The following is a 15,490-nucleotide window of genomic DNA, read 5'->3' as shown; positions in this document are numbered from 1 at the left end:
GTCAATCTGGTTTCCAGAACACCAAGAAATACCCAATCAAAAACAAAAAAGCTGTAAAAGTTTATGCATAAATTTTAACGGCTTTAGTAAAATTACGGTCGGACACCCTTTGTCTATCCAACTCAATTAATGACTATTACTGCCAATTCCCAATTGCCAAATGTATTTTCCCAAAATCTGGAATCTATTACCAGTAAGACTGATAGTTCATTACCAGCTCTAGGTGCAGAGTTGGTGTATACGCAAGATGGGGCAGGGCGCTATCTGACCTTTTATTGGCAGCACAGCGAACTCCTGGGGTTAAATACTGAAAAAATAGTTGACGAGCTGAACCAGACTCAAACCTTTGCTCCGGTGGATAAGGTTACTTATTTAGAACGATTGCACCGAATTTTGACGGGTTTGATACCAGAAAGGTTTCAGTGCTGGTTTAGCTACCACCAGGAATTATTTGAGTTGGACTTAGTGATTAGTCCGATTATGCCGAGCTTGGGAACAACTGCCACTACAGTTTTAGTGATGGGACGTTTAGTGCAAGCGACACTCAACAAAAAACAAGTGCGCGTGGCATCAAAAACGCCCACACAAATAGAGCTGGCTTTACGTTCACAACAACACCAAAAACTGGTAAATCGCATTACCAGAAATATTCGCCGGACATTGGATTTAGATATTATTTGGCAGCAAACAGTTGATAGCTTGGGGAAAGCACTGCGGCTAGAGCGCTGTATTATTTGTCCTTATCAGCCCTCTAGCTCAAAAGTACAGGTGAAGGCTGAGTATCGCCAGCCAGAACTCAAATCAATGCTTGGCTCAGAAATAGATGTAGTTTCTGAGCCAGCTTTTGCTCAAGCCTTGGCAACCCTAGAACCAGTTGTGATGGAAGTGCCTGGATACACTGAGTCTGGACGGCAGAAAACTTTGGTGGTTACGACTTGCTATCAAGACCAAGCCAATGGATTGGTTGCCTTGAATTGGCAGGATGAATGCTACACATTAACAGAATCGGAATTAGAACTAGCAAAAGAAGCAGCAGATCAATTGGGAACTGCGATCGCTCATGCTACTTTATATAAAGAATTAGAAGCAGCGCGTCAAAAAGCCGAAGAAGCTTCTCGCCTCAAAAGCGAGTTTCTGGCTAATGTATCCCACGAAATTCGTACCCCCCTCAACGGCATGATTGGCTTCTTGAAGCTGATTTTGGAAGGGATGGCAGACGACCCAGAAGAACAAAACCAATTTTTGACAGAAGCTCATCAGTTATCGATACATCTGCTGAATATCATTAACGACATTTTGGACATTGCCAAAATTGAAGCTGGCAAAATGGAGCTAGCTTACGCTCCAGTCAAGCTCAATGAGCTATTCAGTGATGTAGAAAGTTTCATGCGTCCCCAAGCAGAAATGAGAAACCTCAGCTTTGGGATGCAAATGCCTGCCACTTCCGATGAAATCATTGTCCAAAGCAATTACCAACGGTTGCTACAAGTGATGCTCAATTTGGTAGGTAATGCCATCAAATTTACCCATGAGGGTGGTGTCACCGTCAGCGCTGATTTAGTACTAAAAAAAGCGAAGCCGAACTTTCAAGGTCAGGAATTTCCTGGCATGGTAAGAGTACGTGTAGCAGACACGGGTATCGGTGTTTCCTTGGATAAACAAGATAAACTGTTTCAGTTATTCTCTCAGGTAGATGGCTCCCGCACTCGCCATTATGGCGGCACAGGTTTAGGACTGGCAATATCCCAGAAGTTAGTGGAGGCAATGGGTGGCGAGGTACATTTTTATAGTCTAGGCGAAGGACTTGGCTCAACAGTCACATTCACCGTGCCACTGTATCAACAACCAGTTATGGTTTCATCTACTGATAGCGACTCAATAAGTAGTGCTGAGTAATGAGTAATGAGTAATGAGTAATGAGTGCTGAGTTTGGATACTTGGTAATACTGGGTTTTGAGTTTTAAACTTTAAAGTTTTTTAGTAATTATTATTTAACCCACCTTCCGCACCCAGGACTGTCATAATCGGTTATTACTGAGGCAAACCTCTTGAAATAGTATAAAATAATACATCTTCTGTGAAGCAATAACTACTTAGTATTGAGTTGATATGCTAAGAAGACTCTACGTGATGTTCAAAACTCTCTCGGCTATGAATAAGCATGATCTATACCGGAATAGCACACTTGTTTATTTGGAAGCATAAGCACGTTTTAACGGCAATCTTGTCCTTCCACCGACAGCAAGACTTTCAGACGTAACGTAGCGGCTCATGTCATGCTCACTACTTTTACCCCTCATTGTCATTACCGTTATATTTAATAAACCAATTTGTACTACTAACAATTCCTGCTGTTAGACACTGGGTTTTGATCCTTTGTAGTTTCTCGTTTACTCTAGCTTGAAGAGAGTCTAAAATTCGTTTAGCCTTTTCTGTCATTGCAGCTACATATTGCCTCGTTTTTGAAGTATCCTCTGTATTCGCCCAAAAATCTTTTTGCTCCTCTAACCATATTTCTGCTCTATTTACTTCATCAAATGCATAACCTAGTTCTCGTATGGCTTCGTCATTAAGCTGATTAGCTATACATACACGCATACGCCATAAACAATCTTCTAAGGTGCCATAGTAGTAGTCTTGCTTTTCACCGTCAGGTGCGTTATTGTCCTGTCTTACGAACATCCACTTACTTTCATCTGGATATTTGCTATTAACCATAAGCCTTTTCGTTATGGAATGCGTTCTTTACGACATTAGTAAATAGTACAGTTTTTACCAAGACCCGAACATAGTGTCAAATGTCAATACGACCTCTGTGAGGGTTGGCAGCTTGCAAAAGAGACTTAATGGGATAAAGTCAGATTACTCATTACTCAGCACTCTTGAAGGGTATTGGGAAAAAACCTTCCTTGTTCTCACTTCCTTGCGTTCTCTTTCTTACTTCACAGGCTAAAGTAGAGTAGGAGGGCTTGCATGAAAAATTGTTCAGCTAATCTAATATCAAGTTGCTAAAACCAGCAGTGGTTTAGTCAAAAGTCATAAAAAACTGACACCTGACAATCTAGCGGCAATTAGATTTAGGATCGATTTAACAAAGCTGGAAAATAAAACTTTGGATAATGGTTAATGAGTAAGGGTGCATTGGTTACAGAGATCGTTATTATTCAATGCCCCATGCCCCATGCCCCATGCCCCATGCCCATCCCTAACTTAGCAGGTCTAAACTATGGAACTTACAATTGACAACGTTGAAACAGTCTTAGATGAAATGCGCCCTTATCTTATGTCTGATGGCGGCAATGTGGAACTGGTAGAACTTGATGGGCCTATTGTAAAATTGCGTCTGCAAGGTGCTTGTGGTTCTTGTCCCAGTTCTGCAATGACTCTGAGAATGGGAATTGAGCGCCGCCTTAAGGAAATGATTCCCGAAATTGCAGAAATTGAGCAAGTAGTGTAGGGATTGGGGACTGGGGACTAGGGACTGGGGACTGGGGAAGAATGGATTTTTTCATTCATAATTTATCATTAATACCTAATCCCTAATTTGTAATCCCCAATCCCTAACCCTTAATTACTTGCTATGTCCCATCCTCTTTACATTGCTTTTATCTGGCATCAACATCAGCCGTTGTACAAATCTCCTGACAGCGGCGTTTCGCTATCTCCCAGTCAGCAGTACCGTCTGCCTTGGGTACGTTTACATGGGACTAAAGATTATTTGGATTTGGTATTGCTATTAGAGCGGTATCCTAAGTTACACCAAACGGTGAATTTAGTACCATCGTTGATATTGCAACTAGAAGATTATATTGCTGGTACTGCTTTTGACCCTTATCTCACAGCCAGCTTGACACCGGATGAACAACTCACCCAGGAACAGCGGGAATTCGTTATTCAACACTTTTTCGATGCCAATCACCACACGCTGATTGACCCCCATCCCCGCTATGCCGAACTGTACCAGCAAAGGCAGGAAAAAGGGCAAGCTTGGTGTTTAGCAAATTGGGAGTTGCCAGATTATGGCGATTTGCTAGCTTGGCACAATTTGGCTTGGATCGATCCGCTGTTTTGGGATGACCCGGAAATTGCTACTTGGTTAAAACAGGGTCGGAATTTTACTTTAAGCGATCGCCAGCGCATTTATTCCAAACAGCGAGAAATTCTCAGCCGCATTATCCCCCAGCATCGAAAAATGCAGGAGGCGGGACAGCTAGAAGTTACTACCACGCCTTACACTCACCCGATTTTACCGTTACTCGCTGATACTAACTCTGGTCGGGTCGCTGTGCCCAATATGACACTACCTAAGCAGCGATTTGAGTGGGTAGAAGATATTCCCCGCCACTTGCGGAAAGCTTGGGACTTTTATAAAGACCGCTTTGGACAGATACCTCGTGGTTTGTGGCCTTCGGAACAGTCAGTAAGTCCGGCGACACTTCCACATATTATTGATCAAGGGTTTAAGTGGATATGCTCAGATGAAGCCGTCTTAGGGTGGACGCTGAAACACTTTTTTCATCGGGATGGGGCGGGGAATGTGCAGCAACCAGAATTGCTGTATCGACCCTATCGCCTGCAAACCGCTGAGGGTGACTTGTCAATTGTGTTTCGCGACCACAGATTATCAGATTTGATTGGCTTTACTTATAGTGCGATGCCAGCAAAACAGGCAGCCGCGGACTTAGTGGGACATTTGCAAGCGATCGCTAAAATGCAAAGAGATAGTCACAGTGATCAACCTTGGCTAGTTACCATCGCCTTGGATGGCGAGAATTGCTGGGAATTTTATCCCCAAGATGGCAAACCTTTCCTAGAAGCTTTATATCAAAGTTTGAGTGATGAACCCCACCTGAAACTCGTTACCGTCTCCGAATTCCTCGAAGAATTTCCAGCCACAGCCACCATTCCCGGAGGGCAGCTACATAGTGGTTCTTGGGTGGATGGCAGCTTCACAACTTGGATCGGCGATCCTGCCAAAAATCGTGCTTGGGATTACTTGACAGAAGCTAGAGTTATGCTGGCAAGTCATCCCGAAGCGACGGAAGAAAATAACCCAGAAGCATGGGAAGCATTGTATGCCGCAGAAGGTTCCGACTGGTTTTGGTGGTTTGGTGCAGGACACTCATCAAATCAGGATGCCATCTTTGACCAGTTGTTTCGAGAACACCTGCTTGGCATTTACAAGGCATTAAATGAACCTGTACCGCCCTATCTCAAGCAACCAGTGGAAATCCACGAAGCACAGGGAAGCCACACGCCACAAGGATTTATTCATCCTGTCATTGATGGTAAGGGTGATGAGCAAGACTGGGACAAAGCTGGACGCATAGAAATCGGCGGGGCGCGAGGGACGATGCACAATAGCAGCGTCATCCAGCGACTTTGGTATGGGGTGGATCACCTCAATTTCTATTTGCGGTTGGACTTTAAAGGTGGCGTTGCACCAGGGCGGGGTTTTCCAGCAGAGTTGAATTTGCTGTGGTTCTATCCAGAAAAAACAATGGTTAATAGCCCAGTTCCCTTAGCCGATGTACCAGATGCAGCCCCACTGAATTACCTTTTCCACCATCTTTTGGAAGTTAACTTGCTGACGCAATCAATTCAGTTTCGGGAAGCTGGAGACAATTATCAATGGCAACCCCGTTTCAGTCGCGCTCAAGTAGCTTTAAATAATTGTTTAGAGTTGGCAGTACCGTGGGCAGATTTGCAAGTTCCGCCAGATTATTCCCTGCGCCTGATTTTGGTGCTTGCGGATGAAGGGCGTTTTGCCAACTATTTGCCAGAAAATGCTTTGATTTCCATTGAGGTGCCTTAGAACCCAATACCCTTGCTTGGTGTTATACCAATATCACTTTCCTTGTGGTCTGGAGAAAGGGTAAAGGATGTATTCAAAACCTTTCCCCTTTACCCTTTCCCCTTTAACCAAACCCTATTGGGGGTCATACCAAGTCTATTCCTGAGAGGATTGCTAGATTGCTCCCGATATAACCCATTGCTAAAGGAGATTGACCTTTTAACAACAACAAAATCTGATTCAGGATTTGTGGAAGAGTTGCACCATACAAGTGCCAGAGCTTTTTCTCAAGTTGAGTTAAAATGCGATCGCCTGCAATATCGTCAGTACCCGGTCGTAGCAACCAATGGGTTCGCAATATCTGGAAATGACGAATATCATGACTCTGGACGACTTGATGAATCTCTTGGGCAGTATGTTCCACCAATTCATCTGTCACTATTTTCATTACTAGAGGTTGCAATGTAAATGAGGGTTCATAATCGCTGATCCATTTTTCTAAAAGCGATCGCTTTTCTAACCCCACAATCCCCTCTAAAACCATCCCTGGGTCAACGGATATCAGTAAATGGGTTTGCAATCGAGAGAATGAGACGGGTTCTTGCCAAATTGCCAACCAGTAGAGAATATCTTGCTCTAAGCCAGAAAGTTGCTCAAATTGCTGTTTGAGAATCACACGCAAGCGATCGCCCACAATTAGAGTATTCTGACTTAAAAAAGCAGCAATATTCCCGCCAAATACAGACTGAATCAATGGTGTTACCAGTTTCAGCGCCAAAGGATTCCCGCGATAAAGTTGAATTAATGCTGATAACCCCAGTTCTTTGCCTGTAAATCCCCTTGATTGTAATAATTCTACAGCCGCTTTTTTTGGCAACCCTTTGAGATTTAAACAGCGAAATGTTTTGCTATTAATTTCGATATTCTTTGGTTGTTCGTGGCTAGTAATGATAATACAACTTTGATGCCGTTCCCGACTTAATTGTTGGATAAATTGACCATAGCTGAGGTTTTCTGCCTGTGAGAAAATAGCCTCTAGTCCATCCAATACCAACAAACAGTGATGTTTTTGTAACTGCTGTATAAGTTGTGTTGTACCTTGTTGAATATTTTGCACAACGCCTTGCTCAAAGGAGTTTAGCAGGCTATTCAGCAGGGAAATGAGAGATGGGGAAGTTTGTAGAGATTTCCAAATTAAACAATCAAATTTTGACTGAATGCGGTCTACTAAAGCCAGTGCTAGGGCGGTTTTACCAATACCAGCGATACCGTTAATGGTGATTAATTTACAGTTTTGACTGGTGATCCATTCTTCTAATTGTGCCAATTCCTGATTTCGTCCATAGAAACTTTCGATATCAGGTGCTTCATTCCAGTCTCGGTAAAGTGTGGGGATGTCTGCAATAGGTTCTAAGTATGCGTGGGATAATTCTGCGATCGCTTCCCAGTTGACAATACCAACAGCTTGACAGATCGCGATGAAAATTTCTCGCTGAATGCGATCGCCTTGCCAAAATCGGCGTAAAGTAGCTCTAGAGGTATGGGCATCTTGCCACCAACGCGCCGTGCTAGTTTTTGTCCAACCTAGACGTTGACGGGATTTGTCTACAATTGCTAGTCCTGCTGTTGATGCTTTCAGCGAGTTTGACATACATCTATGGTTTAGATTCCGACTTCTTAGATAAATCGGGGATCTGGGAATGATTTTCAAACAATTCTAATAAACCAATTGTACCCACAAAAAAAGTATAAATTCCATATTGAATTGGCTGATGATTTTTCCCAGGTGCATAACAAGCGGCAATTATTCCTTCAATGAAATGAGCCGACAATGCCAAGTGAGCAATTATCAAAACTGGATTTAAGATAATAGGTAGATGATTGTTAGTTGTTAATGCTTGAATATTCCATAATTCTAAGCCTATTGCAGTTGCGATCGCTACTATAGATATTACTTTTATAACTGGGAATAATTTTTCTTTGAAGTTTTGTATATTCATGCTTATTTTATTGGTTTTATTTTAAGTAATCACACTTTTATGATAATGCATAAATTATGTAAATTTGCCAATCTTATAAATCACTACTTGAGCGTTTGCACATCAGAATAATTAATGATTTTCGCATCAGCAGTTAACAAGAAACAATTATAATATCTGGCTGTAGCCACAATCATTTGATCGAATGGGTCGCTATGGAATCCATATAATTGAGTTGAATCAACTATTATAGGCAAAGACAAATTTAATAGTTGTACTCCCGGATAAGCTAAAGCAGTTTCTAGCCATTTATCAATATCTACAGGTAAAACTAGTCGCTTTTTCTCTACCAATTTTGCTACTTCCCAGCAAGAAAGAATGCTGATTCCTAAACAACCATCAGATTCGTAATCTCGTAACCATTCTTGCTGTTGTTGGGTAAGTCGTGAATCGTTCTGCACCCACCAAACCCAGATATGAGTATCAAGTACAATCATTGCAAAGCTTCCCAATCTTCTAGGGCGACTGGTTCTGTTGGATCTTCATAATGGTATGGCTGTGTATCATGTAAAGGATAAAGATTTGTATTTGATTGGGGTTTTAGTGCTACTTGGTTATCTGGAGTTTTAGTTTCCAAAATAATCACTTCCACAGCGTCCCCTGCATGAAAAGGTAAACCTTGTAGCGTCAAGGTTCCATCTTCAGTTAACACTATTTCTATCTTGTGAGCGTTCATAGTTAAACTCTTTTCTTCAGAATTAGGATAGGAATGGAATTTAGTTAACGATTTTTATATCATAATATTTACACTTTAGGATGCAATATCGGTAAAACGGCTCGGCAGAATTAAGGCATTATTCTAGACTATACATAGTATGACAGACTCGGCTTCTAACAACACTCCTGAGTTACTCTCTGTGGCTCAAACTGCTAAATTACTTAGCGTAACCCGTCAGCGAGTAAACGACTTAATTAAAAATTGATAGACCAATCCCTTGATTCTTCAAAACTCCCAACACTGATTAAAGAAACTTCTTGAACAATTTTCATACTATATGATTATTTGATTCTCTCCATTGAAATGCTGCTAAAAGCGATCGCCTTGCCAAATTAACTATTTTAGCTAGTGATACAAAAATGATATCTAAATTTTGTCTTTGCTCACTGAGCCAATAACTGAGCATAAAACTGAGCATATCTCCCTGAAAAACACGCCTACGCTAGAGACAGGAAACAAAAGCGTCAGGTAAAAATTATGACTCAAACCCTAGAACAACAACCCAGTGGTTTATATCTGCAAAACTCCAACCAACAGATTGCCTTTCCCCTCAAACACACCGAGGTAAAAGCCAAAATCGCTGGTAACATCTCACGAGTGGAAGTTACCCAAAGCTTTGAAAATCCCTTTACCACAACCCTAGAAGCTGTTTATATCTTCCCCTTACCCGATGAAGCCGCCGTTGATGATATGCTGATTCGCATAGGCGATCGCACAATTCAAGGCAGCATCAAAAAACGCCAAGAAGCTGTAGCCATCTACGAACAAGCCAGAAAACAAGGACACACAGCCGGACTCCTCGAACAAGAACGAGACAATATCTTCACCCAATCCCTGGCGAACATCAAGCCAGGTGAACAAATTGATGTGATTATTCGCTACAGCGACAGCCTAAAATTTGAAGGTGGAAATTATGAATTCGTCTTCCCGATGGTTGTTGGCCCCCGTTACATTCCCGGAATCACCATCGCAGAGAATGCAGTTGGGGGTGGTTCAGCTATTGCACCCATGACTTCAAATCAAGATACTGATTTAGTTCCAGATGCTTCGCGTTTGAATGCTCCTATTTTACCGTCGGGGATGCGCTCAAGTCATGATATTAATGTCACTATAGAAATTAATGCTGGCGTTGAAATTCAAGAGATTAACTCACCTTCTCACCAAATCCAAATCATCCGTGAAGGACAGTTAGTGAATGTCAAATTAGGAGGTGGAGACACCATACCCAACAAAGACCTAATTTTACGCTACCAAGTTAGCAGTAATAACATTCAAACAACCACGCTCACCCAAGCTGATGAACGGGGTGGACACTTCGCACTATACCTGATTCCCGCCCTTGAGTACCGTCCCGAAGAGATTGTCGCCAAAGATATGGTGTTTCTCATCGACTCCTCCGGTTCTCAAAGTGGCGAACCACTGATGCAATGTCAGGAATTGATGCGTCGTTTTATCAATGGACTCAACCCTGACGACACCTTTAATATTATTGATTTTTCCGATACCACACAGCAACTTTCACCCGTTCCTCTTCCTAATACTTCCCAAAATCGTTTATTAGCAATCAACTATATCAATCGGTTAAACGCTGGCGGGGGAACGGAGATGTTAGGCGGTATTCGCACTGTCTTAAACTTAAAAGCCACAAATCCGGGACGCTTGCGAAATATTGTTTTATTAACTGATGGCTATATCGGCAACGAAAACCAAATTTTAGCAGAAGTTAAACAGCGTCTCCAGCCAGGAACCCGCCTGCATAGCTTTGGTGCAGGTAGTTCGGTGAATCGTTTCTTACTCAATCGGATTGCAGAATTAGGACGGGGTATTGCTCGGATTATTCGCCACGATGAACCTGTAGATGAGGTGGTAGAAAAATTCTTCCGCCAAATCAATAATCCAGTCCTCGCCAATATTCAATTGCAATGGGAAGGTGATGGAGAATCCCCAATTATGTATCCATCGACACCACCAGATTTATTTGCAGAGCAACCGTTAGTGCTATTTGGACGCAAATCAGACGCGCATTCTGGGAAGTTGCACATCACTGGCATTGCTGCGGGTGGTAGGCGTTATCAGCACAGTTTTCACCTGAATTTTCCCCAAACAGGTAATCCTGCGATTGCTCAACTTTGGGGACGTTCCCGCATCAAGGATTTAATGAATCAAATGGTCAGCGGCGACACAAAGGGAGGTGTGGAAGCTGTGACAGATACGGCTCTGGCTTATCAACTGTTATCGCAATATACCGCTTTTGTTGCCGTCAGTGATGATATCAGAGTCAATCCCAACGAGGATTCTGTATCTGTGCAAGTACCTGTGGAAATACCTGAAGCTATCAGCCATAAGGGTATTTTTGGTAACATTGCGGCTGGTGCGGCTCCTGGGGGTGGAATGATAAGTCAGCAAATGGTAAGCAGTCGCCGGGAAGCTAAAAAACAATCTGCACCACTGCCACCATCACCAATGTCTGCACCTGCTCCAGCAAAATCGATGGCACGCTTTGAAGATATGGAGTCATTGGCGATGGAAGCTGATATTCCAGCATCAGAGCCGGAATTTGGATTTGCAGATGTTGATGAGTTTAGTAATTTTGACCGCTTGTCATCACTTTCTGAACAAGTGATGCCACAGTTTGAAGAGATGGGTGTGGATGATCAATTGGAAGATTTAAAGGTCTTATTGAAAGAAGAATCTTCTGTCCCTCATTTACAGATTGTGAGCGTCACGGGATTGGATCAGCAGATGATTTCTCTGCTGACTCAATACTTGCAAGCAATTCAACTTCCTAGAGGTTTCGGTGGTGATTTGGTGTTTGAATTCCATGTTAGTCAGGGACGGGTGAGACAGTTGGTGCTGGATGAACAGGCTTCATCGCTGAAGGAACAGACGGTGATTGAATTAATTAGGCGATCGCTTTTAGCTTGGCTACCTTCCCAAACCTTCAACAGTATAGTGCTGTTAACACTTCGCATTCAAGCATAACAGTAGAGAGCGTTGGCGATGCCCACCGTAGGCATCGCCAACGCTCTTTTTGTGTAGGTTGTGAATATCTCCAAGAGATTACAACACCACTCCCAATACGGTTCGGTTAAGGCAAGAGACGCGATAAATCGCCGTCTCTACAAAAGATTGATCCTTGTAGAGACGGCGATTTATCGCGTCTTTGGATCTAGAATTTTCTCCCTACTCCCTACTCCCTACTCCCCGTCCTCGTCATCAACCCCCTAGATTGCTCCACCAAACGAATAAACTCACCCCGATAGCCCTCCATATCTTCTCCCTTCCCTTGAGTTGCCAATTTCATCACCAAATCATAATTAGCATTCCCCTTATACTCAGAGTCACGCAGCAGCATCCCAAAAGTTGCCACCGCAGCAGCAAATCTCAGGTTTGTGGAGGGTATCTGCTCGGCTCTCACATCAACATCTTGGATGGTTTGGGTAATTAGTTGACTGGTGCTGTCCTGGGGCAATTTATAGCGCAATTTCACCTGCATCAACTCATTGCCGGCAGTATCCGGGGCAGTTTCACCAGAACGCTGATATCGCAAGGGGTCTATCTCCGGTAGTTTCACATCGCTTTTCGTGCCGGTGGGAATTATTTCATAAAGCGCTGTCACAGAATGACCAGCCCCAATATCCCCTGCATCTTTCTTATCGTCATTGAAATCCTGGTTTTGCAGCAGACGGTTTTCGTAGCCAATCAAGCGATATGCCTGAACTTTCGCTGGATTAAATTCCACCTGAATTTTCACATCCTTGGCAATGGTAAACAGAGTTCCCCTCAGATCGTTAACTAAAACCTTTTTGGCTTCCAATAGGGTATCGATGTAAGCGTAGTTGCCATTACCCTTATCAGCCAGTTGCTCCATTTTCCCATCCTTATAATTGCCCGTGCCAAATCCCAACACCGTCAGGAAAATTCCCTGATCTCGCTTTTGTTCAATTAATCGCGTCAGGTCGGCATCACTGGAAACCCCGACGTTAAAATCTCCATCGGTAGCTAAAATTACTCTATTATTACCAGACTTGAGGAAGCTTTGTTTAGCTATTTTGTAGGCAAGTTCAATGCCCTGACCGCCGGCAGTGGAGCCTCCAGCCTCCAAGCGGTCAATCGCCGCCAGAATCTTTGATTTCTGACTACCAGGAGTAGCAGGTAATACCAATCCAGCATTCCCAGCGTAAACTACCAAACTTACCCGATCTTCAGGACGCAGTTTATTCACCAGCAATTTTAGAGACTGTTGCACCAAGGGTAATTTGTTGGGGTCATCCATAGAACCGGAGACATCAATCAGAAATACTAGGTTGCTGGGTGGTAAGGTTTCACTCTCTAGGCGTTTACCTTGCAAACCCACCTGTACCAGCTTGTGTTGAGGATTCCAGGGAGCAGCAGCCACTTCAGTGGTGACGGAAAAAGGGCGTTGGCTCTGCCTAGCGTCGGCATCGCCTTTTGGTTGGGGATAATTGTAGGTAAAATAGTTGATCAATTCCTCAATTCGCACTGCATCCTTGGGCGGTAATTCCCCTTGAGTAATAAACCGTCGCACGTTGCTGTAGGATGCTGTATCTACATCAATCGAAAAGGTGGAAAGGGGTTCATTACCAACGCGATGAAAGGGATTATCGTCAATCCGATTGTAGTTTTCTGTATTGAATCTGCTACCTGTTTGTGGTTCCGGGGCAACCCTTCCAATAGTGCTACGAGTTTGGCGTGTAGGGCTTACAGGGCGGTTAGAAACTTGATCCTGCACAGATGAGCCAGAGGGAATGCTAAGGGGTGGGGCGGTGGGTACTGGTTGAGTTTTTCGGGTAGACTCGGCTTGAGTACGTTCTCTGGGAGCCTGAGTTGGAGTGATAGGACTACGAGCTTCCAATTCATCTATCTGATTTCTGAGGATTGCTAACTCCGGTGCGAATTCTGACTGCAAGCGTTGTAGGGTTTTCATATCCCCTTGGGTAACAATCTTGGGGTCAGTCGCTATTAGCTCATTGCTCCGATTCACACAGGCATTCAAGACGGTGGCAAACTCAGTCCGGGTTAGGGGAAGAGTACCAAAGTTTTGGACGGGGACTACACAACTATACTTTTGTACCAATGCCTGGAGTGCTTGGTAGTCAGGGTGATTGAGTAGAATGGAGCTTGTTGGGGTAGAACTGGGAGGAGTCTGATTAGCTGGAACCGCAACCGTAGCAGACTGACGTAAGATTGCAATTCCTACTGACGGTATCAATAATAACAGTGTCACAATACTGACTCGCTGCCACATTTTGGACGGAATCGGGTAAGACATAGCTAAATCCTCACACTAAATTTGTGTATCAGTTCAAAACCTTGTGGGATGTGTGGAAGCCCTGTCTTTTTGGACAGGGTTGCTGATATTTCAAGTTTCCACTTACTTAGAATAGTCTTGAGCAGCCTGGGATTTTATAACCGTTGCAGTTTTGGTAACTGTAGCGGATACAACACTAAACATTCCGGTCTACCATCAGGGGATATGACTACGTTCCAAAGTGGGATCTGTTGAAGGAGGCAGGGGCAGGAGGCAATACTGCTTGGGTAAAGCATTTTGAACTGGGAATTGGGTTTGGGGAAAAGGTTAAAGGGTAAAGGTTAAAGGTTTTTTCTTTCCCCTTTCCCCTTTAACCTTTTCCCCCTCTTGCAAAAGTGCTTTTTGCAAGAGGTCTAATAGTTCAGGCAAAGCGTAGTAGAGTAAAGTAAGAAATCTCAAGGTGCGTGTAGGCATGGAAACCTACCAAGCATAAATTGAACATCACATACGGTGGTAACGTCGATCGCTCCTAAAGCAAGAGTGTCGCCATGACTAACTCAACTCCAATGGATGACGATAAAAATCTCCCCAAGAAGAAGGGCAGGACACTTCCTCCAAAGCTGATCATTTGGCTGGGAAAGTTTGTCTGGACGACTATGTGGCAAATAATGATGTCCCAGCTTGCTCCTAGCAATAAGTCGGGAGCATATATTCGTCCTAATAGTCAGTTTCGGAAGTTCATTGGTACAGAGTCAGGGAATCCACACCCACCAACAGTTGGGCGCTACAAACTCTATGTTGGGCTGGGCTGTCCTTGGGCGCACCGAACTTTGGTTGTGCGATCGCTTAAAAAACTCGAAGCGGTAATATCAGTATGTATTGTCTCTCCTTCTCCCATTGAAGGCGGTTGGATATTCGACGAAGAAGAAGAAGGTTGTCGCACACTAGTGGAATTTTATCAGCGGGCAGAACCAGGCTACAGCGGACGCTTTACAGTTCCAATTTTATGGGATAACCAAACCAAAACCATTGTCAACAATGAGAGTTCAGAGATTATCGTGATGCTGAACTCTCAGTTTAACGAGTTCGCCAACAATCCCACACTCGATCTTTACCCAGAAGCGCTCAAAGAGAAAATTGACTGGTGGAATGAGAAGATTTATCACGCCGTAAATAACGGTGTATATCGCTGCGGCTTTGCCCAGACTCAAGAAGCATATAATCAAGCTTGTAATGAATTGTTCACAACTCTTGATGAGATTGACATAGCATTGCAGACTAATCGATATCTGTGCGGAGACAATCTCACACTCGCAGATGTGCGTTTATTCACGACGTTATTTCGGTTTGATAGTGCCTACTACGGTTTATTTAAATGTAATCGGCGGCGAATTAAAGACTATCAGAACTTGGGAGTTTACCTAAGTGATTTATATCAGCTTCCAGGTGTTGCTGACACCTGCGACGTAGAAACTGTGAAGCGCGACTACTACGGAAACCTATTTCCACTCAATCCTGGCGGGATTATTCCCGATGGGCCTGATATGTCATATCTTAATCAACCACACGATCGCGATCGCATCGGCAAAGTGAATGCTTCATAAGGTACATTGAGAATTGATAAGGAGAAAGGCTGTTTTTGCTGGAGGAAGAAAGGTACAAACCAA

The 15,490-nt window shown here is 43.5% G+C and carries 12 protein-coding genes; 5 read left to right on the top strand and 7 right to left on the bottom strand.

Translation table 11 applies throughout. The annotated features are described in order from the left end of the window. Positions 1-129 precede the first annotated feature (129 nt). Positions 130-1,896 (top strand): ATP-binding protein, encoded by a 1,767-nt coding sequence (locus RRG12_RS20470; RefSeq protein ID WP_420760528.1) that lies wholly within the window; start codon positions 130-132, stop codon positions 1,894-1,896. 393 nt (positions 1,897-2,289) lie between these two features. Here RRG12_RS20470 and RRG12_RS20465 read toward each other — a convergent pair whose 3' ends face one another. Continuing rightward, a complete protein-coding gene (locus tag RRG12_RS20465) occupies positions 2,290-2,718 on the bottom strand; it encodes a hypothetical protein (protein ID WP_420760527.1) in 429 nt (142 codons plus the stop codon). Between the two features lie 508 nt (positions 2,719-3,226). Here RRG12_RS20465 and RRG12_RS20460 point away from each other — a divergent pair. Next, on the top strand, positions 3,227-3,457 hold the full coding sequence (locus RRG12_RS20460) for a NifU family protein (protein ID WP_069069965.1): 231 nt from the start codon (positions 3,227-3,229) through the stop codon (positions 3,455-3,457). Positions 3,458-3,580: 123 nt separating this feature from the next. After that, positions 3,581-5,815 (top strand): glycoside hydrolase, encoded by a 2,235-nt coding sequence (locus RRG12_RS20455; RefSeq protein ID WP_420760526.1) that lies wholly within the window; start codon positions 3,581-3,583, stop codon positions 5,813-5,815. A gap of 124 nt (positions 5,816-5,939) precedes the next feature. Here RRG12_RS20455 and RRG12_RS20450 read toward each other — a convergent pair whose 3' ends face one another. The 5 genes from RRG12_RS20450 to RRG12_RS20430 form a co-directional block, all read right to left on the bottom strand. Then, complete coding sequence (locus tag RRG12_RS20450; protein ID WP_420760525.1) at positions 5,940-7,445, bottom strand: NB-ARC domain-containing protein; 1,506 nt, start codon at positions 7,443-7,445, stop codon at positions 5,940-5,942. A 4-nt stretch (positions 7,446-7,449) separates the two neighbouring features. Continuing rightward, on the bottom strand, positions 7,450-7,794 hold the full coding sequence (locus RRG12_RS20445) for a hypothetical protein (protein ID WP_420760524.1): 345 nt from the start codon (positions 7,792-7,794) through the stop codon (positions 7,450-7,452). An 83-nt stretch (positions 7,795-7,877) separates the two neighbouring features. Then, on the bottom strand, positions 7,878-8,270 hold the full coding sequence (locus RRG12_RS20440) for a type II toxin-antitoxin system VapC family toxin (protein ID WP_420760523.1): 393 nt from the start codon (positions 8,268-8,270) through the stop codon (positions 7,878-7,880). Further along, on the bottom strand, positions 8,267-8,509 hold the full coding sequence (locus tag RRG12_RS20435) for a hypothetical protein (RefSeq protein WP_420760522.1): 243 nt from the start codon (positions 8,507-8,509) through the stop codon (positions 8,267-8,269). The genes RRG12_RS20440 and RRG12_RS20435 overlap by 4 nt, the downstream gene beginning before the upstream one ends. Positions 8,510-8,819: 310 nt before the next feature. Continuing rightward, the gene (locus RRG12_RS20430; protein ID WP_420760521.1) at positions 8,820-8,957 is read right to left on the bottom strand and encodes a hypothetical protein; all 138 of its coding nucleotides are present in this window, start codon (positions 8,955-8,957) and stop codon (positions 8,820-8,822) included. A gap of 71 nt (positions 8,958-9,028) precedes the next feature. On the opposite strand from RRG12_RS20430, the gene RRG12_RS20425 reads away from it, so the two are divergent. Then, complete coding sequence (locus RRG12_RS20425) at positions 9,029-11,533, top strand: VIT domain-containing protein (RefSeq protein ID WP_420760520.1); 2,505 nt, start codon at positions 9,029-9,031, stop codon at positions 11,531-11,533. Positions 11,534-11,741: 208 nt separating this feature from the next. Here the strand turns inward: RRG12_RS20425 and RRG12_RS20420 are convergent, their stop codons facing one another. Further along, entirely contained in the window at positions 11,742-13,844 is a 2,103-nt protein-coding gene (locus tag RRG12_RS20420; protein WP_420760519.1) for a YfbK domain-containing protein, read from the bottom strand. A gap of 527 nt (positions 13,845-14,371) precedes the next feature. On the opposite strand from RRG12_RS20420, the gene RRG12_RS20415 reads away from it, so the two are divergent. Continuing rightward, positions 14,372-15,427, top strand: a complete 1,056-nt coding sequence (locus tag RRG12_RS20415; RefSeq protein ID WP_420760518.1) for a glutathione S-transferase family protein — start codon at positions 14,372-14,374, stop codon at positions 15,425-15,427. Positions 15,428-15,490 lie beyond the last annotated feature (63 nt).

The sequence above is a fragment of the Nostoc sp. CALU 546 genome (assembly GCF_048836525.1).
The sequence above is the reverse complement of the archived record's forward strand: the minus strand, read 5'-3'. Positions and strand labels throughout refer to the sequence as shown.